The 19,343-nt window shown below is 52.6% G+C and carries 15 protein-coding genes and 1 riboswitch; of the genes, 9 read left to right on the forward strand and 6 right to left on the reverse strand.

Going from position 1 to position 19,343, the window contains the following annotated elements:
* Nucleotides 1-227 precede the first annotated feature (227 nt).
* From secE to cspE, 9 genes are all read left to right on the forward strand, one after another.
* Entirely contained in the window at nt 228-611 is a 384-nt protein-coding gene (secE, locus tag FCH32_RS22655) for a preprotein translocase subunit SecE (protein WP_003033128.1), read from the forward strand.
* A 1-nt stretch (nt 612) separates the two neighbouring features.
* Nucleotides 613-1,158 (forward strand): transcription termination/antitermination protein NusG, encoded by a 546-nt coding sequence (gene nusG, locus FCH32_RS22660; protein WP_003033125.1) that lies wholly within the window; start codon nt 613-615, stop codon nt 1,156-1,158.
* A 155-nt stretch (nt 1,159-1,313) separates the two neighbouring features.
* A complete protein-coding gene (rplK, locus tag FCH32_RS22665; RefSeq protein ID WP_003033122.1) occupies nt 1,314-1,742 on the forward strand; it encodes a 50S ribosomal protein L11 in 429 nt (142 codons plus the stop codon).
* A gap of 3 nt (nt 1,743-1,745) precedes the next feature.
* Nucleotides 1,746-2,453 carry a 50S ribosomal protein L1 gene (gene rplA / locus FCH32_RS22670; RefSeq protein WP_096758782.1) on the forward strand — a complete coding sequence of 236 codons (708 nt, stop codon included), beginning with the start codon at nt 1,746-1,748 and terminating at the stop codon, nt 2,451-2,453.
* A 414-nt stretch (nt 2,454-2,867) separates the two neighbouring features.
* The gene (gene rplJ, locus FCH32_RS22675) at nt 2,868-3,365 is read left to right on the forward strand and encodes a 50S ribosomal protein L10 (protein WP_007704673.1); all 498 of its coding nucleotides are present in this window, start codon (nt 2,868-2,870) and stop codon (nt 3,363-3,365) included.
* Nucleotides 3,366-3,431: 66 nt separating this feature from the next.
* Nucleotides 3,432-3,797, forward strand: coding sequence for a 50S ribosomal protein L7/L12 (gene rplL / locus FCH32_RS22680; protein ID WP_049842133.1), 366 nt, complete (start codon nt 3,432-3,434; stop codon nt 3,795-3,797).
* Between the two features lie 320 nt (nt 3,798-4,117).
* Nucleotides 4,118-8,146 (forward strand): DNA-directed RNA polymerase subunit beta, encoded by a 4,029-nt coding sequence (rpoB, locus tag FCH32_RS22685; protein WP_096758781.1) that lies wholly within the window; start codon nt 4,118-4,120, stop codon nt 8,144-8,146.
* A gap of 76 nt (nt 8,147-8,222) precedes the next feature.
* Complete coding sequence (gene rpoC, locus FCH32_RS22690; RefSeq protein ID WP_115259738.1) at nt 8,223-12,446, forward strand: DNA-directed RNA polymerase subunit beta'; 4,224 nt, start codon at nt 8,223-8,225, stop codon at nt 12,444-12,446.
* 956 nt (nt 12,447-13,402) lie between these two features.
* Nucleotides 13,403-13,615, forward strand: coding sequence for a transcription antiterminator/RNA stability regulator CspE (cspE, locus tag FCH32_RS22695; protein WP_096758779.1), 213 nt, complete (start codon nt 13,403-13,405; stop codon nt 13,613-13,615).
* Nucleotides 13,616-13,732: 117 nt separating this feature from the next.
* Here the strand turns inward: cspE and thiH are convergent, their stop codons facing one another.
* From thiH to thiC, 6 genes are read right to left on the reverse strand one after another with little or no spacing between them, the layout of a single operon-like run.
* Nucleotides 13,733-14,863: a 2-iminoacetate synthase ThiH gene (thiH, locus tag FCH32_RS22700; RefSeq protein ID WP_096758778.1), complete on the reverse strand. Its 1,131-nt coding sequence runs from the start codon at nt 14,861-14,863 to the stop codon at nt 13,733-13,735.
* Nucleotides 14,860-15,630: a thiazole synthase gene (gene thiG, locus FCH32_RS22705; protein ID WP_115259736.1), complete on the reverse strand. Its 771-nt coding sequence runs from the start codon at nt 15,628-15,630 to the stop codon at nt 14,860-14,862. The genes thiH and thiG overlap by 4 nt, the downstream gene beginning before the upstream one ends.
* A 1-nt stretch (nt 15,631) precedes the next feature.
* Nucleotides 15,632-15,832, reverse strand: a complete 201-nt coding sequence (thiS, locus tag FCH32_RS22710; RefSeq protein ID WP_096758776.1) for a sulfur carrier protein ThiS — start codon at nt 15,830-15,832, stop codon at nt 15,632-15,634.
* On the reverse strand, nt 15,813-16,571 hold the full coding sequence (locus FCH32_RS22715; protein WP_174361573.1) for a HesA/MoeB/ThiF family protein: 759 nt from the start codon (nt 16,569-16,571) through the stop codon (nt 15,813-15,815). The genes thiS and FCH32_RS22715 overlap by 20 nt, the downstream gene beginning before the upstream one ends.
* Nucleotides 16,564-17,199, reverse strand: a complete 636-nt coding sequence (thiE, locus tag FCH32_RS22720; RefSeq protein ID WP_153880734.1) for a thiamine phosphate synthase — start codon at nt 17,197-17,199, stop codon at nt 16,564-16,566. Before thiE ends, FCH32_RS22715 begins: the two co-directional genes overlap by 8 nt.
* Nucleotides 17,199-19,097: a phosphomethylpyrimidine synthase ThiC gene (gene thiC / locus FCH32_RS22725; protein ID WP_174361574.1), complete on the reverse strand. Its 1,899-nt coding sequence runs from the start codon at nt 19,095-19,097 to the stop codon at nt 17,199-17,201. The genes thiE and thiC overlap by 1 nt, the downstream gene beginning before the upstream one ends.
* A gap of 81 nt (nt 19,098-19,178) precedes the next feature.
* Nucleotides 19,179-19,301: riboswitch (TPP riboswitch) on the reverse strand.
* Between the last annotated feature and the right edge of the window lie 42 nt (nt 19,302-19,343).

The raw sequence follows: 19,343 nt of genomic DNA on the forward strand, positions 1-19,343 counted from the left end.
GCTGATATTATTTGACGCAATGCGCAATAAAAGGGCATCATTTGATGCCCTTTTTATACGCTGTCGAACCAGAACCTGGCTCATCAGTGATTTTTTTTGCCATAATCATTGCTGAGACAGGCTCTGAAGAGGGCGTTTAGTCCGAAACGCACCAGAGCATTTCGGTTTGGATCGCCTCGCGTACGCGGGGTGAAAATGTTTGTAGAATACTTCTGACAGGTTGGTTTATGAGTGCGAATACCGAAGCTCAAGGAAGCGGGCGCGGCCTGGAAGCGATGAAGTGGGTTGTTGTCGCTGTATTGCTGCTTGTCGCTATCGTTGGCAACTACCTCTATCGTGACATGATGCTGCCGTTGCGTGCGCTAGCCGTAGTGATTCTGATTGCTGCAGCGGGCGGTGTCGCGCTGTTGACGACAAAAGGTAAAGCGACCGTTGCTTTTGCCCGTGAAGCGCGTACCGAAGTCCGTAAGGTCATTTGGCCAACTCGCCAGGAAACGCTGCACACCACGCTGATCGTTGCTGCGGTCACTGCGGTAATGTCACTGATCCTGTGGGGACTGGATGGTATTCTGGTTCGCCTGGTATCCTTTATCACTGGCCTGAGGTTCTAAGATGTCTGAAGCTCCTAAAAAGCGCTGGTACGTCGTTCAGGCGTTTTCCGGTTTTGAAGGCCGCGTAGCCACATCGCTGCGTGAGTATATCAAGTTACAAAATATGGAAGAGTTGTTTGGCGAAGTCATGGTGCCGACTGAAGAAGTGGTCGAAATCCGTGGCGGCCAGCGTCGCAAAAGCGAACGTAAATTCTTCCCGGGCTATGTACTGGTCCAGATGGTCATGAACGATGCGAGCTGGCACCTGGTGCGTAGCGTGCCGCGTGTGATGGGCTTTATTGGCGGTACTTCTGACCGTCCAGCTCCGATCAGCGACAAAGAAGTTGATGCGATCATGAACCGCCTGCAGCAGGTTGGCGATAAGCCACGTCCGAAAACGATGTTTGAACCGGGCGAAATGGTTCGCGTTAGCGACGGTCCGTTTGCTGACTTTAACGGCGTAGTTGAAGAAGTGGATTATGAGAAGTCTCGTCTGAAGGTTTCCGTATCTATCTTTGGCCGTGCAACGCCGGTTGAGCTGGACTTCGCTCAGGTTGAGAAAGCCTAACAAGTCGATCAAAAAAGCGGCGATTTAATCGTTGCACAAGGCGCGAGATTGGAATACAATTTCGCGCCTTTTGTTTTTATGGATAGCATCCGTAAAACGAATTTTATCACGGGGAGCCTTTTTGAGGCGCTATAACCCAACTAGAGGAATTTAGAATGGCTAAGAAAGTCCAAGCCTATGTCAAGCTGCAGGTTGCAGCTGGTATGGCTAACCCGAGCCCGCCGGTAGGTCCAGCACTGGGTCAACAAGGCGTGAACATCATGGAATTCTGCAAAGCGTTTAACGCAAAAACTGATTCCATGGAGAAAGGTCTGCCGATCCCGGTTGTTATCACCGTTTACGCTGACCGTTCTTTCACTTTCGTTACCAAAACGCCTCCGGCAGCAGTTCTGCTGAAGAAAGCGGCTGGTATCAAGTCTGGTTCCGGTAAGCCGAACAAAGACAAAGTGGGTAAAATTTCCCGCGCTCAGCTGCAGGAAATCGCGCAGACCAAAGCTGCCGACATGACTGGTTCTGACATTGAAGCGATGACTCGCTCCATTGAAGGTACTGCACGTTCCATGGGCCTGGTAGTGGAGGATTAAGAAATGGCTAAACTGACCAAGCGTATGCGCGTGATCCGTGACAAAGTTGATACAACTAAACAGTATGATATCAACGAAGCTATTGCTCTGCTGAAAGAGCTGGCCACTGCTAAATTCGTAGAAAGCGTTGACGTTGCCGTTAACCTCGGTATCGATGCTCGTAAATCTGACCAGAACGTACGTGGTGCAACTGTACTGCCGCACGGTACTGGCCGTTCCGTTCGCGTAGCCGTATTTGCCCAGGGCGCAAACGCTGAAGCTGCTAAAGCTGCTGGCGCTGAACTGGTAGGTATGGAAGATCTGGCTGACCAGATCAAGAAAGGCGAAATGAACTTTGACGTTGTTATTGCTTCCCCGGATGCAATGCGCGTTGTTGGCCAGTTGGGCCAGGTTCTGGGTCCGCGTGGCCTGATGCCAAACCCGAAAGTTGGTACTGTAACCCCTAACGTTGCTGAAGCGGTTAAGAACGCTAAAGCGGGTCAGGTTCGTTACCGTAACGACAAAAACGGCATCATCCACACTACCATCGGTAAAGTGGATTTTGACGCTGACAAACTGAAAGAAAACCTGGAATCTCTGCTGGTTGCGCTGAAAAAAGCGAAACCGACTCAGGCTAAAGGCGTGTACATCAAGAAAGTTAGCATCTCCACCACCATGGGTGCTGGTGTTGCCGTTGATCAGTCCGGTCTGACCGCGACTGTGGCGAACTAATATTCGCCTTTACGTGGGCGGTGATTTTGTCTACAATCTTACCCCCACGTTTCTGCTAATTGCAGACGTATATCCAAGATATTCAGGCTGTGGCAAGGCGACAACTGAGTGAATCGCCAGGAGCATAGTTAACTATGTGACTGGTGTGAACGAAGGCAGTCAACGCCGTCACAGATTGAATAGCGACAGATAGACAAGATTTGTTCGTTGGAGCCTGGCCTATCCAGGCCTCCGTCGAAGACCGCAGGTGTTTCGAAAGAAGCTTAATGCCCTGCGTAGACGGTGACAGAACGCTAAGATTATTTCTGATACTCTGGCTTGTTTCTGCTCACCGTATTAAGACGCTCTGTCCGTTGGGAAGAGTGAAGTGAGTTCCGGGACATGAGTCCCGGCAAACATCCAGGAGCAAAGCTAATGGCTTTAAATCTTCAAGACAAACAAGCGATTGTTGCTGAAGTCAGCGAAGTAGCCAAAGGCGCGCTGTCTGCAGTAGTTGCGGATTCCCGTGGCGTTACTGTAGACAAAATGACTGAACTGCGTAAAGCAGGTCGCGAAGCCGGCGTATACATGCGTGTTGTTCGTAACACCCTGCTGCGCCGTGTTGTTGAAGGTACTCAGTTCGAGTGCCTGAAAGACGCGTTCGTTGGTCCGACCCTGATTGCATATTCTATGGAACACCCGGGCGCAGCTGCTCGTCTGTTCAAAGATTTCGCGAAAGCGAATGCAAAATTTGAGGTCAAAGCCGCAGCCTTTGAAGGTGAATTGATCCCGGCATCGCAAATCGATCGCCTGGCAACTCTGCCGACCTACGAAGAAGCAATTGCACGCCTGATGGCAACCATGAAAGAAGCTTCGGCTGGCAAACTGGTTCGCACTCTGGCTGCTGTTCGCGATGCGAAAGAAGCTGCTTAATCGCAGTTATCTTTATCAAGCATCTGCTTACGTATAAACTTATTCTGATTTTCAGGAACAATTTAAATGTCTATCACTAAAGATCAAATCATTGAAGCAGTATCCGCTATGTCCGTAATGGACGTTGTAGAACTGATTTCTGCAATGGAAGAAAAATTCGGTGTTTCTGCTGCTGCTGCTGTAGCTGTAGCTGCGGGCCCGGCTGAAGCTGCTGAAGAAAAAACTGAATTCGACGTGATTCTGAAAGGTATCGGCGCGAACAAAGTTGCAGTAATCAAAGCAGTACGTGGCGCAACTGGCCTGGGTCTGAAAGAAGCTAAAGACCTGGTAGAATCTGCTCCGGCCGCTCTGAAAGAAGGCGTGAGCAAAGATGACGCTGAAGCACTGAAAAAATCTCTGGAAGAAGCTGGCGCTGAAGTTGAAGTTAAATAAGCCAACTTTTCTAGTTGCAGCCTAAGAAATTAGGCTGATGGCTGGTGACTTTTTAGTCACCAGCCTTTTTGCGCTGTAAGGCGCCAGTAGCATTTCACACTGTTTGACTACTGTTGTGCCTTTCAATGTTTGTTTCTATCGACGCCTTAATATATTGCGACAGAGCCTCCGCTCTGTGTAAATCGCAACGAAATGGTTTAAGCGTGATAGCAACAGGCATTGCGGAAAGTATTCGATTTTCCGGTCAACAAAATAGTGTTGCACAAACTGTCCCTTCGTCGGACAGATGGGTCGACTTGTCAGCGAGCTGAGGAACCCTAATGGTTTACTCCTATACCGAGAAAAAACGTATTCGTAAGGATTTTGGTAAACGTCCGCAAGTGTTGGACATACCTTATCTCCTTTCTATCCAGCTTGACTCGTTTCAGAAGTTCATCGAGCAAGATCCTGAAGGGCAGTATGGTCTGGAAGCAGCTTTCCGTTCCGTTTTCCCTATTAAAAGCTATAGCGGTAATTCTGAGCTGCAGTACGTCAGCTACCGCCTTGGCGAACCTGTTTTTGACGTTCAGGAATGTCAGATCCGTGGCGTGACTTATTCCGCACCGCTGCGCGTCAAACTGCGTCTGGTGATCTACGAGCGCGAAGCGCCGGAAGGCACCGTAAAAGACATTAAAGAACAAGAAGTCTACATGGGTGAAATTCCACTCATGACTGACAACGGTACCTTTGTCATCAACGGTACCGAGCGTGTTATTGTTTCCCAGTTGCACCGTAGCCCAGGCGTCTTCTTTGATTCCGATAAGGGTAAAACCCACTCTTCGGGTAAAGTGCTTTATAACGCGCGTATCATTCCTTACCGTGGTTCCTGGCTGGATTTCGAATTCGATCCGAAGGACAACCTGTTCGTACGTATTGACCGTCGCCGCAAATTGCCAGCGACCATTATTCTGCGTGCGCTGCAGTACACCACTGAACAGATCCTTGACCTGTTCTTTGAGAAAGTTGTCTTCGAAATTCGTGACAACAAGCTGCAGATGGAACTGGTGCCGGAACGCCTGCGTGGTGAAACCGCCTCCTTTGATATTGAAGCTAACGGCAAAATCTACGTCGAAAAAGGTCGTCGCATCACTGCGCGCCATATTCGTCAGCTGGAAAAAGACGATATCAAGCTTATCGAAGTTCCAGTTGAGTACATCGCGGGCAAAGTTGCGGCTAAAGACTACGTTGACGCATCAACCGGTGAGCTGATTTGCGCAGCGAACATGGAGCTGAGCCTGGATCTGCTGGCTAAGCTGAGTCAGTCTGGTCACAAGCGTATCGAAACGCTGTTTACCAACGATCTGGATCACGGTGCATATATTTCTGAAACTATACGCGTCGACCCAACCAACGATCGTCTGAGCGCGCTGGTAGAAATCTACCGTATGATGCGCCCTGGTGAGCCGCCGACTCGCGAAGCTGCTGAAAGCCTGTTCGAGAACCTGTTCTTCTCCGAAGACCGCTATGACTTGTCTGCGGTTGGTCGTATGAAGTTCAACCGTTCTCTGCTGCGTGACGAGATCGAAGGTTCCGGTATCCTGAGCAAAGACGACATCATCGAAGTGATGAAGAAGCTCATCGATATCCGTAACGGTAAAGGCGAAGTCGATGATATCGACCACCTCGGTAACCGTCGTATCCGTTCCGTTGGCGAAATGGCGGAAAACCAGTTCCGCGTTGGCCTGGTACGTGTAGAGCGTGCGGTGAAAGAGCGTCTGTCTCTGGGCGATCTGGATACCCTGATGCCTCAGGATATGATCAACGCCAAGCCGATTTCTGCCGCAGTGAAAGAGTTCTTCGGTTCCAGCCAGCTGTCTCAGTTTATGGACCAGAACAACCCGCTGTCTGAGATTACGCACAAGCGTCGTATCTCTGCCCTCGGCCCAGGCGGTCTGACCCGTGAACGTGCAGGCTTCGAAGTTCGAGACGTACACCCGACTCACTACGGTCGCGTATGTCCAATCGAAACCCCTGAAGGTCCGAACATCGGTCTGATCAACTCCCTGTCCGTGTACGCACAGACTAACGAATATGGCTTCCTTGAGACGCCGTATCGTAAAGTGACTGACGGTGTTGTTACCGACGAAATTCATTACTTGTCTGCTATCGAAGAAGGCAACTACGTTATCGCTCAGGCGAACTCCAACCTGGATGACGAAGGCCACTTTGTAGAAGACCTGGTAACATGTCGTAGCAAAGGCGAATCCAGCTTGTTCAGCCGTGACCAGGTTGACTACATGGACGTATCCACCCAGCAGGTGGTATCCGTCGGTGCGTCCCTGATCCCGTTCCTGGAACACGATGACGCCAACCGTGCATTGATGGGTGCGAACATGCAACGTCAGGCGGTTCCGACTCTGCGTGCTGATAAGCCGCTGGTTGGTACCGGTATGGAGCGTGCTGTTGCCGTTGACTCCGGTGTTACTGCTGTTGCTAAGCGTGGCGGTACCGTTCAGTACGTTGATGCTTCCCGTATCGTTATCAAAGTTAACGAAGACGAGATGCATGCGGGCGAAGCGGGTATCGACATCTATAACCTGACCAAATACACCCGTTCTAACCAGAACACCTGTATCAACCAGATGCCGTGTGTCTCTCTGGGCGAGCCGGTTGAACGTGGTGATGTGCTGGCAGACGGTCCGTCCACCGACCTTGGTGAACTGGCTCTGGGTCAGAACATGCGCGTGGCATTCATGCCATGGAACGGTTACAACTTCGAAGACTCCATCCTCGTTTCCGAGCGTGTTGTTCAGGAAGACCGTTTCACTACCATCCACATTCAGGAACTGGCATGTGTGTCCCGTGACACCAAGCTGGGGCCGGAAGAGATCACCGCTGATATCCCGAACGTGGGTGAAGCTGCGCTCTCCAAACTGGATGAGTCCGGTATCGTTTACATTGGTGCAGAAGTCACCGGTGGCGACATTCTGGTAGGTAAGGTAACGCCGAAAGGTGAAACCCAGCTGACCCCAGAAGAGAAGCTGCTGCGTGCCATCTTCGGTGAGAAAGCGTCTGATGTTAAAGACTCTTCTCTGCGTGTACCAAACGGTGTTTCCGGTACGATTATCGACGTTCAGGTCTTTACTCGCGATGGCGTAGAAAAAGACAAACGTGCGCTGGAAATCGAAGAGATGCAGCTGAAGCAGGCGAAGAAAGACCTGTCTGAAGAACTGCAGATCCTCGAAGCTGGCCTGTTTAGCCGTATCTACGCGGTGCTGGTTGCCGGTGGCGTTGAAGCTGAGAAGCTCGACAAACTGCCGCGCGATCGCTGGCTGGAACTCGGCCTGACCGACGAAGAGAAACAAAATCAGCTGGAACAGCTGGCTGAGCAGTACGACGAACTGAAACACGAATTCGAGAAAAAACTCGAAGCGAAACGCCGTAAAATCACTCAGGGCGACGATCTGGCACCAGGCGTGCTGAAGATTGTTAAGGTTTATCTGGCGGTTAAACGTCGGATCCAGCCTGGTGATAAGATGGCAGGTCGTCACGGTAACAAGGGTGTTATCTCTAAGATCAACCCGATCGAAGATATGCCACACGATGCTAACGGTACGCCGGTAGATATCGTACTGAACCCGCTGGGCGTACCATCGCGTATGAACATCGGTCAGATCCTTGAGACCCACCTGGGTATGGCTGCGAAAGGTATCGGCGAGAAAATCAACGCCATGCTGAAGCAGCAAGAAGAAGTCGCCAAACTGCGCGAATTCATCCAGCGTGCCTACGATCTGGGTACCGACGTTCGTCAGAAAGTTGACCTGAATACCTTCAGTGATGAAGAAGTTCTGCGTCTGGCTGAAAACCTGAAAAAAGGTATGCCGATCGCAACGCCGGTCTTCGACGGTGCGAAAGAGTCTGAAATCAAGGAACTGTTACAGCTGGGTGGCCTGCCGACTTCTGGTCAGATCACACTGTTCGACGGTCGTACCGGTGAGCAATTCGAGCGCCAGGTTACCGTTGGCTACATGTACATGCTGAAACTGAACCACTTGGTTGATGACAAGATGCACGCGCGTTCTACCGGTTCTTACAGCCTGGTTACTCAGCAGCCGCTGGGTGGTAAGGCTCAGTTCGGTGGTCAGCGCTTCGGGGAGATGGAAGTGTGGGCGCTGGAAGCATATGGCGCGGCATACACCCTGCAGGAAATGCTCACCGTTAAGTCTGATGACGTGAATGGTCGTACCAAGATGTATAAAAACATCGTGGACGGCAACCATCAGATGGAACCAGGCATGCCAGAATCCTTCAACGTACTGTTGAAAGAGATTCGTTCGCTGGGTATCAACATCGAGCTGGAAGACGAGTAACTCTCGCTCAAACAGGTCACTGGTGCCGGGGTAAGACCCGGCGCCAGATTGTGCTAACTCCGACGGGAGCAAATCCGTGAAAGATTTATTAAAGTTTCTGAAAGCGCAGACTAAAACCGAAGAGTTTGATGCGATCAAAATTGCTCTGGCTTCGCCAGACATGATCCGTTCATGGTCTTTCGGTGAAGTTAAGAAGCCGGAAACCATTAACTACCGTACGTTCAAACCTGAGCGTGACGGCCTTTTCTGCGCCCGTATCTTTGGGCCAGTAAAAGATTACGAGTGCCTGTGCGGTAAGTACAAGCGCCTGAAACACCGTGGTGTGATCTGTGAGAAGTGCGGCGTTGAAGTGACCCAGACTAAAGTACGCCGTGAGCGTATGGGCCACATCGAGCTGGCGTCTCCGACTGCGCACATCTGGTTCCTGAAATCACTGCCGTCCCGTATCGGTCTGTTGCTCGATATGCCGCTGCGTGATATCGAACGCGTACTGTACTTCGAATCATATGTTGTTATCGAAGGCGGTATGACCAATCTGGAACGTCAACAGATCCTGACTGAAGAGCAGTATCTGGACGCGCTGGAAGAGTTCGGTGACGAATTCGACGCGAAGATGGGTGCGGAAGCTATCCAGGCCCTGCTGAAGAGCATGGATCTGGAGCAAGAGTGTGAAACTCTGCGCGAAGAGCTGAACGAAACCAACTCCGAAACCAAGCGTAAGAAGCTGACCAAGCGTATCAAACTGCTGGAAGCGTTCGTACAGTCTGGCAACAAGCCAGAGTGGATGATCCTGACCGTTCTGCCGGTTCTGCCGCCAGATCTGCGTCCGCTGGTTCCGCTGGATGGTGGTCGTTTTGCGACTTCTGACCTGAACGATCTGTATCGTCGCGTCATTAACCGTAACAACCGTCTGAAACGTCTGCTGGATCTGGCTGCGCCAGATATCATCGTACGTAACGAAAAACGTATGCTGCAGGAAGCGGTTGACGCCCTGCTGGATAACGGTCGTCGCGGTCGTGCGATCACCGGTTCTAACAAACGTCCTCTGAAATCTTTGGCCGATATGATCAAAGGTAAGCAGGGTCGTTTCCGTCAGAACCTGCTCGGTAAGCGTGTTGACTACTCCGGTCGTTCTGTTATCACCGTAGGTCCATACCTGCGTCTGCATCAGTGCGGTCTGCCGAAGAAAATGGCACTGGAACTGTTCAAACCGTTCATCTACGGCAAGCTGGAACTGCGTGGCCTCGCCACCACCATTAAAGCCGCTAAGAAAATGGTTGAGCGTGAAGAAGCTGTCGTTTGGGATATCCTGGACGAAGTTATCCGCGAACACCCGGTACTGCTGAACCGTGCACCAACACTGCACCGTCTGGGTATCCAGGCATTTGAGCCGGTACTGATCGAAGGTAAAGCTATCCAGCTGCACCCGCTGGTTTGTGCGGCATATAACGCCGACTTCGATGGTGACCAGATGGCTGTTCACGTACCGCTGACGCTGGAAGCCCAGCTCGAAGCGCGTGCGCTGATGATGTCTACCAACAACATCCTGTCCCCGGCGAACGGCGAACCTATCATCGTTCCGTCTCAGGACGTTGTATTGGGTCTGTACTACATGACCCGTGACTGTGTTAACGCCAAAGGCGAAGGCATGGTGCTGACTGGCCCGAAAGAAGCTGAGCGTATCTATCGCGCTGGCCTGGCCTCTCTGCATGCGCGCGTTAAAGTGCGTATCACCGAATACGAAAAAGATGAAAACGGCGAATTCGTTGCGCATACCAGCCTGAAAGACACGACCGTTGGCCGTGCTATTTTGTGGATGATCGTACCGAAAGGTCTGCCTTTCTCCATCGTCAACCAGGCGCTGGGTAAGAAAGCTATCTCCAAAATGCTGAACACCTGTTACCGCATTCTGGGCCTGAAGCCGACCGTTATCTTCGCTGACCAGACCATGTACACCGGCTTTGCCTATGCAGCGCGCTCAGGCGCATCTGTTGGTATTGACGACATGGTTATCCCAGAGAAGAAATACGAGATCATCTCTGAAGCGGAAGCTGAAGTTGCTGAGATCCAGGAGCAGTTCCAGTCTGGTCTGGTTACCGCGGGCGAACGCTACAACAAAGTTATCGATATCTGGGCTGCGGCGAACGATCGTGTATCCAAAGCGATGATGGATAACCTGCAAACCGAAACTGTTATTAACCGTGACGGCGTCGAAGAGCAGCAGGTTTCCTTCAACAGCATCTACATGATGGCCGACTCCGGTGCGCGTGGTTCTGCAGCACAGATTCGTCAGCTGGCAGGTATGCGTGGTCTGATGGCGAAGCCGGATGGCTCCATCATCGAAACGCCAATCACCGCGAACTTCCGTGAAGGTCTGAACGTACTCCAGTACTTCATCTCTACTCACGGTGCGCGTAAAGGTCTGGCGGATACCGCACTGAAAACAGCAAACTCCGGTTATCTGACACGTCGTCTGGTTGACGTCGCGCAGGATCTGGTTGTGACTGAAGATGACTGCGGCACACTGGAAGGCATCACCATGACCCCGGTTATCGAGGGTGGTGACGTTAAAGAGCCGCTGCGCGATCGCGTATTGGGTCGTGTGACTGCTGAAGACGTTCTGAAGCCGGGCACCGCGGATATTCTGGTTCCACGCAACACGCTGCTGCACGAGCACTGGTGTGACCTGCTGGAAGAGAACTCCGTTGACTCCGTCAAGGTACGTTCCGTTGTATCTTGTGACACCGACTTTGGTGTATGTGCGCACTGCTATGGTCGTGACCTGGCACGTGGCCACATCATCAACAAAGGTGAAGCCATCGGCGTTATCGCGGCACAGTCCATCGGTGAACCGGGTACACAGCTGACGATGCGTACGTTCCACATCGGTGGTGCGGCATCTCGTGCGGCTGCTGAATCCAGCATCCAGGTGAAAAACAAAGGTAGCATCCGTCTGAGCAATGCGAAGTCGGTTGTGAACTCTGCCGGTAAGCTGGTAGTGACCTCGCGTAACACCGAGCTGAAACTGATCGACGAATTCGGTCGTACCAAAGAGAGCTATAAAGTGCCTTACGGTGCTGTTATGGCGAAAGGTGATGGCGAACAGGTTACTGGCGGCGAAACCGTAGCAAACTGGGATCCACATACCATGCCTGTCATCACAGAAGTAAGTGGTTTCATCCGCTTCACTGACATGATCGACGGCCAGACCATTACTCGTCAGACCGACGAGCTGACCGGTCTGTCTTCTCTGGTGGTTCTGGATTCTGCAGAGCGTACTGCAGGTGGTAAAGACCTGCGTCCGGCACTGAAAATTGTTGATGCTAACGGTAACGACGTTCTGATCCCAGGTACCGATATGCCTGCGCAGTACTTCCTGCCGGGTAAAGCAATCGTCCAGCTGGAAGATGGTATCCAGATCAGTGCGGGTGATGCTCTGGCGCGTATTCCTCAGGAATCCAGCGGTACCAAGGACATCACCGGTGGTCTGCCACGCGTTGCGGATCTGTTCGAAGCACGTCGTCCGAAAGAGCCAGCTATCCTTGCGGAAATCAGCGGTATCATTTCCTTCGGTAAAGAAACCAAAGGGAAGCGTCGTCTGGTTATCACCCCGTTAGACGGCAGCGAACCGTACGAAGAGATGATTCCGAAATGGCGTCAGCTCAACGTGTTCGAAGGTGAACGTGTAGAACGTGGTGACGTTGTTTCCGACGGTCCGGAAGCACCGCACGATATCCTGCGTCTTCGTGGCGTACACGCGGTAACGCGTTACATCACCAACGAAGTTCAGGACGTTTACCGTCTGCAAGGCGTTAAGATTAACGATAAACACATTGAAGTTATCGTTCGTCAGATGCTGCGTAAAGCGACCATTGACAGTGCTGGTAGCTCCGACTTCCTGGAAGGCGAACAGGTTGAATACTCCCGCGTCAAGATTGCTAACCGCGATCTGGAAGCGAACGGCAAAGTTGCGGCAACTTACTCTCGCGACCTGCTGGGTATCACCAAAGCGTCTCTGGCAACCGAATCGTTCATCTCTGCCGCATCGTTCCAGGAGACCACGCGTGTCCTGACCGAAGCAGCCGTTGCGGGTAAACGCGACGAACTGCGTGGCCTGAAAGAGAACGTTATCGTGGGTCGTTTGATCCCTGCCGGTACCGGTTATGCGTACCACCAGGATCGTATGCGCCGTCGCGCAGCGGGCGAACAGCCGGCAGCGCCTCAGGTTACTGCGGAAGATGCATCTGCCAGCCTGGCAGAACTGCTGAACGCAGGTCTGGGCGGTTCTAACAACGATTAATCGTTGCTGACCGTAATGAAAAACCCGCCTCGGCGGGTTTTTTTTTGCCTGACATGCAGTCTTATGAATACTGTCAATAAAGACATGTCATTAAAAACAGTATTGACACTGTTTTTAAAATCCGTATGTTAATACTTAACAGCAGCGAAAGAGTAGTTAGCTGTTAAAGCAGTAAGAGTTAGTAGAGTTCGATAGGGGGATTGCGATAAAGGCCACGAAGTATTTTGTTGTATGGGGTAGTCGATGTTGAGGTTATTTTATTTCACATCGACGATGCTTTAAGGCTACGTAGTTGATATATGTAATCGCAAAAAGTTAAGTAAGCGCGACGATGTAAGGCCATGATTTAAAAGTTAATGTTTGCGGTTTCCATTATTGATCAATCGCAAGGGAAGTCAGGCAACGCATCAAAGAGTATATGTCGCGAGGGGAAGTGTACTTGTTTAGGCCGCCATTCTTGAGTGAATTCATCAAGCTGGCGAAATATGTTTAACGGTAAATAGAGGAAGGTTCGTTAGTAGCATTCTCCAATATTATCTGTGGTAAACGTGTACATTTAAAATGTAGTACAAACAGCAGTATCAAATTGTAAGTCAATTAATGTTAAATCTGAAGTTTGTAGTAACTTAAAGCCCTGGCTGCAACGGTCAGGGCTTTTATTATATATACATCAAGGTGTTATCTTAGGCTCTTAACCAAATCAGCTCAACATTTCACCAGCTAAGGGCATTAAATAAATTAATGCTTGCTTAATGATTAGAAGTAAGGCTACTATAGCTGCATCGGTTTGGAACACAGACCTTATGAAAGCAGTTTTAGTAAAGCAGTTCTCAGTTCAAGCGTTATCCTCAGATACTCTTCTTCATGAGCCTCCTCCTAAGTGCCCAATAAGTTAATTTCTGCAAAACAGGCCATCTTCGCTGCATAAGCGGCTCAAAATATGAAAGGAAGTATCTATGTCTAACAAAATGACTGGTTTAGTAAAATGGTTTAACTCTGAGAAAGGCTTCGGCTTTATCACTCCTCAGGACGGTAGCAAAGATGTGTTTGTGCATTTTTCCGCTATCCAGAGCAACGATTATAAAACCTTAGACGAAGGCCAAAAAGTCGAGTTCTCCGTTGAGAACGGCGCGAAAGGCCCGTCTGCTGTTAACGTTATCGCGCTGTAATCGCCGATAATCTCACGAACGCTTACGATAGCGATGAAGGCCAGAGCCTGAGCAGATAAGTGATAGTGAATAAAAAACCCGCGAAAGCGGGTTTTTTCGTTTTTACATCCGGATTCACTACATCTGTGACGCACGTCCGAGAAAACTATCCCAGTCTTTCCACACGGGCTGTAAACCCTGCGCACTGAGTGCTGCGGCAACATCTTCAGGGCGCCGATCATCATGCGGAGAAAACTGTTCCAGCTCCGGGTGATTGTCGGCATAGCCGCCGGGCTGCGTCTTTGAGAAGGCGCTGACGTTATTGATTGCTAGCGGAATGACGTGGTCGCGAAACCACGGTGATTCACGCGTGGAGAGCGACAGCTCGATGTCCGGCGCCAACAAGCGAAACGCACAAATGGTTTGTACCAGTTGACGCTCATCCATAATCGATGCCGGTTCAATACCTCCGGTACATGGGCGCAGGCGTGGGAACGAGATTGAATAACGGCTTTGCCAGTAATGTTGCTGCATCCATAGCAAATGCTCGGCTACCATATAGCAATCAACCCGCCAACTGTCAGACAAGCCAATCAGTGCCCCAAGGCCAATTTTGTCGATACCGGCGTGACCAAGTCGGTCCGGCGTTTCCAGCCGCCAAAAGAAGTCCTGCTTTTTTCCCTTCAGATGGTGCCGGGCATAAGTCGCCTCATGGTAGCTCTCCTGATACACCATCACACCGTCCAGACCGAGTATCTTTAGCTCAGCATATTCAGCAACTGACAGCGGTTGTACCTCCATCTGTAGCGAAGAAAACTGACGACGGATGGCGGGTAAATGGCGGCGAAAATAGTCCATGCCGACTTTCGCCTGATGCTCGCCGGTGACCAGCAACAGATGCTCAAAACCCAGCTCGCGGATCGCCGCACACTCCCGTTGAATCTCTGATTCATCCAAAGTTTTACGCTTGATGCGGTTGCTCATGGAGAATCCGCAGTAAGAGCAGTCGTTGGCGCACAGATTCGAAAGATACAGCGGCACGTAAAAGCTGACGGTATTACCAAAGCGTTGGCGGGTCAGCTTTTGCGCTCGCTGCGCCAGCGGCTCCAGATAATCGGCGGCGGCTGGCGAGAGCAGCGCCATCAGGTCATCACGACTCAGCTGTGCAGTGTTAAGTGCGCGCTCGACATCGGCGGCGGTTTTGCCGTTAATGCGCAGATGGATATCATCCCACTCCAGCTGTCGCCAGCGATCGCTGAAGGTTTTCATGCTGAGACCTCCAGAAATCCGGTCAATGGGCTGGTGGCGCAAGCATTGGTACTTCGGCTCCCCGGAACGGCCTGACGTGCCAGAAGGCCCGCTTCAACCGCCAGCCGGAACGCCGTCGCCATCATTACCGGGTCGTCCGCTACGGCAATCGCCGTGTTGACCAACACCGCGTCGGCCCCCATTTCCAACGCCTGCGTGGCATGGCTGGGCACACCGATCCCGGCATCAACCACCACTGGGACGGTGGCCTGCTGAATAATGATCTCCAGCATGGCGCGGGTTTCCAGGCCCTGATTTGAGCCAATGGGCGCACCGAGCGGCATGACCGCCGCACAGCCCACTTCTTCCAGCCGCTTGCACAGCACCGGGTCCGCGCCGCAGTAGGGCAGCACCACGAAACCCTGCTTCACCAGCGCCTCGGCGGCTTTCAGCGTTTCGATAGGATCTGGTAACAGCCATCGAGCGTCAGGATGTATTTCTAATTTCAGCCAGTGCGTGCCCAGCGCTTCGCGCGCCAGCTGCGCGGCAAAAATAGCTTCATCCGCCGTTTTCGCCCCTGAGGTATTCGGCAGCAGTGTTACCCCTGCCTCGACCAGTGGCACCAAAATGGCATCGTTGTGCTGGCGTAAATCCACGCGCTTCATTGCCAATGTCACCAGTTGGCTACCGGAGGCGCGAATGGCGTCGACCATCAGTTGCGATGAGGCAAATTTCCCCGTGCCGGTGAACAGATGTGAATCAAACGTTTTGTCGGCAATACGTAGCATATCAACCCCCTGCAATAACCTGAAAAAGCAGGATCTGGTCGCCTTCCTGCACGATTTGCTGTTCCCACTGCTCGCGCGGCAGGATCTGTTGATTCAGCGCCAGCGCTATCCCCGGCTTGAGCTGATTAAGCTCTGCCAGCAGCGCGCTGATATTTTGCCCCTCGGCACACTGTACTGGCTCATCATTGAATTGGATCTGCATGTTGCCCTCCGCATACCGGACAACCGCGGGCGCGGCGTAACGCCAGGCTACGCCACTGGCTGGTTTTACCATCGAACAGGCGTAATTCACCGCTTAGGGTTTCAATACCGCTGAGAAGTTTGATGGCTTCCAGCGCCTGCAGGGTACCCATGATGCCAACGACCGGACCGACAATGCCTGCGGTACGGCAGTTGCGTTCGGGCTCGATGTCATCCGGCCACAGACAGCGGTAGCAGCCCTGTTCCCACGGCGGCGTCAGCACCATCAATTGGCCACCAAAGCCAACAGCGCTGGCAGTGATAAGCGGTGTATTCAGGGCGACGCAGGCGGTATTGATCGCCTGACGCGTCGCCATATTGTCGGTGCAGTCGAGCACCACGTCAGCGCGCGCCACCGCGTGCCTGAGCGCATCGCCTTTCAGGCGCTGCTGTAGCGCGACCAGTTCGATATCCGGGTTGAGCCGTGTCAGTCTCTGTTGGGCCATCTGGGATTTTGACCGGGCGATATCATCAGTCGTGAACAGGATCTGGCGCTGAAGATTACTCAGATGCACGTCGTCGTCGTCCACTAGCGTCAATGTGCCTACTCCCGCACCCGCCAGATACAGCGCGGCAGGGGAGCCTAATCCGCCCAAGCCAACAATCAGCACGTGGCTGTTGAGCAGTGTATGCTGGCCCTCTATCGCAATATCACCGAGTAAAATCTGGCGGCTATAGCGCATAAAATCGCGATCATTCATCGCCTGCTCCTGCGATTGAAAGCAGCTGTGACGTGGCGCCTCGCCAGTCAGCGGCCTGCGTGATGGCGCTGACCACCGCAATGCTGCCCACCCCGGTCGCCAGCACAGCCGGTGCCCGCGCGAGGCTGATACCGCCAATGGCGACAGTAGGGTAGTCAGCCAGTCGTTCGATATGTGTGGCGAGTTGTACCAATCCCTGTGGGGCAGATGGCATCTGCTTGGTTTGTGTCGGGAAGACGTGACCCAGTGCGATGTAAGAGGGGCGCGCGGCCAGCGCCACGTCAATCTCCATATCATCGTGGGTGGATACCCCAAGACGTAACCTTGCGGCCTGAATCGCCTTCAGGTCGGTGGTTTCAAGATCTTCCTGACCCAGATGTACCCCGTAAGCATGGTGTTTAATCGCCAGTCGCCAGTAGTCATTGATAAACAGACGGGCATTGTAGCGACGCCCCAGTTCAATAGCGGCAATCACGTCGGCTTCGACCTCTTCGTCGCGTTTATCTTTGATTCGCAGCTGGATAGTACGTACGCCTGCATCAAGCAGGCGTTCAATCCACGCAATGCTGTCGACCACCGGGTACAGCCCGAGGCGGAAAGGTACCGTTGGGAATTCAGGCTGATACATCAGGCTTCCTCCTTTTTCAGGTAGATTTCACCGCCGTTGGCGCGGAAGTTCTCCGACATACCCGCCATCCCCACTTCGATGGTTTGTGCGGCAGCGTAGTCGCGCACTTCTTGGCTAATTTTCATCGAGCAGAATTTCGGCCCGCACATTGAGCAGAAGTGAGCGACTTTGCCGGACTCCTGTGGCAGGGTTTCATCGTGGTAGGCGCGGGCGGTGAACGGGTCGAGCGCCAGATTAAACTGGTCTTCCCAGCGGAATTCGAAGCGCGCTTTTGACATGGCGTTATCGCGGATCTGCGCACCCGGATGCCCTTTAGCTAAATCGGCGGCATGCGCGGCAATCTTGTAGGTAATCAACCCCTGCTTCACGTCTTCTTTGTTCGGCAGGCCGAGGTGCTCTTTTGGCGTGACGTAGCACAGCATCGCGCAGCCAAACCAGCCAATCATTGCCGCACCAATACCGGAGGTGAAGTGGTCATAGCCTGGGGCGATATCAGTCGTTAATGGCCCTAAAGTGTAGAACGGCGCTTCATGGCAGTGTTCCAGCTCTTCGGTCATGTTGCGCTTAATCATCTGCATCGGTACGTGGCCAGGGCCTTCAATCATCACCTGCACGTCATATTCCCAGGCAATTTTGGTCAGCTCGCCCAGCGTATGCAGCTCTGAGAACTGCGCTTCGTCGTTGGCATCCTGAATAGAGCCCGGACGCAGACCATCACCCAGCGACAGAGAAACGTCATAAGCGGCGCAGATTTCACAGATTTCGCGGAAGTGCTCGTAGAGGAAGTTTTCCTGGTGATGAGAGAGGCACCATTTCGCCATGATGGAACCGCCGCGCGAGACAATTCCGGTCAGGCGTTTAGCGGTCATCGGCACATAGCGCAGCAGCACACCCGCGTGGATAGTGAAATAGTCGACGCCCTGCTCGGCCTGCTCCAGCAGCGTATCGCGGAACGCTTCCCAGGTGAGATCTTCGGCGATCCCGTTGACCTTCTCCAGTGCCTGGTAGATCGGTACGGTGCCGATCGGCACCGGGCTGTTTCGCAGGATCCATTCACGGGTTTCGTGAATATAGCGACCGGTGGACAGGTCCATCACCGTATCCGCCCCCCAGCGCGTGGACCACACCAGCTTTTCCACTTCTTCTTCGATGGAGGAAGTGACCGCTGAGTTACCGATGTTGGCATTGACCTTCACCAGGAAATTACGTCCGATGATCATCGGCTCTGATTCCGGGTGGTTGATGTTGGCGGGGATGATGGCGCGCCCGGCAGCGACTTCATCACGGACGAATTCCGCCGTGATATTTTCCGGCAGGCTGGCGCCAAAGCTCATGCCTGGATGCTGGTGGCGCAGCACTTCACTGCGAATGCGCTCGCGGCCCATATTTTCGCGGATAGCGATAAACTCCATCTCCGGAGTGACGATGCCCTGGCGCGCGTAGTGCAACTGGGTCACGCAGCGGCCGGTTTTGGCGCGCTTAGGCGTCAGCAAGCCGTTGAAACGCAGCTCGTCCAAGCCATCATCGGCCAGGCGCTCTTTGGTGTAGGCGGAGCTACGGTCGTCCAGCTCTTCGCTGTCATTACGTGCGGATATCCACGGCTGGCGCAGTTTTGCCAGACCCTGCTGGACGTTAATCGCCACATCAGGATCGCCATACGGGCCAGAGGTGTCATATACCGGCACGGCTTCGTTCTCTTCGTACTGCGGGGTATCTTTACTGCCGCCAATGAGCGTCGGGCTGAGCTGGATTTCACGCATAGGAATACGGATATCTGGCTGTGAACCAGCAATATAGATGCGTTTTGAGTTAGGAAAGGCGGTCCCTTCCAGGGTGTCGATAAAGTGTTGGGCCTGGGCGCGCTGTTCGCGGCGGGATGGTTTAGTAGTAGCAGACATAGCTCATTCCAAAAAAGTAAGGATATGGCTTGTCAGACGACGGATGAAGCAAGAGGGAAGATCGCCCATGGGCGATACAACTGTAGATATACTCTTGTTCCCTTCGCAGGTATTAGCCTGATCAGGTTCCGCGGATCCCGAATTAACGGTCTCAGCCTTTTCCACTCATGCTGATGTGGAAAATAAGCACTCCGACAAGATAATTCCCCCTCTGGCGAGGAGGAATGGTTGTAAACTACCTGTTAC

This window comes from Citrobacter gillenii, from assembly GCF_013337685.1.
Classification (GTDB): Bacteria; Pseudomonadota; Gammaproteobacteria; order Enterobacterales; family Enterobacteriaceae; genus Citrobacter; species Citrobacter gillenii.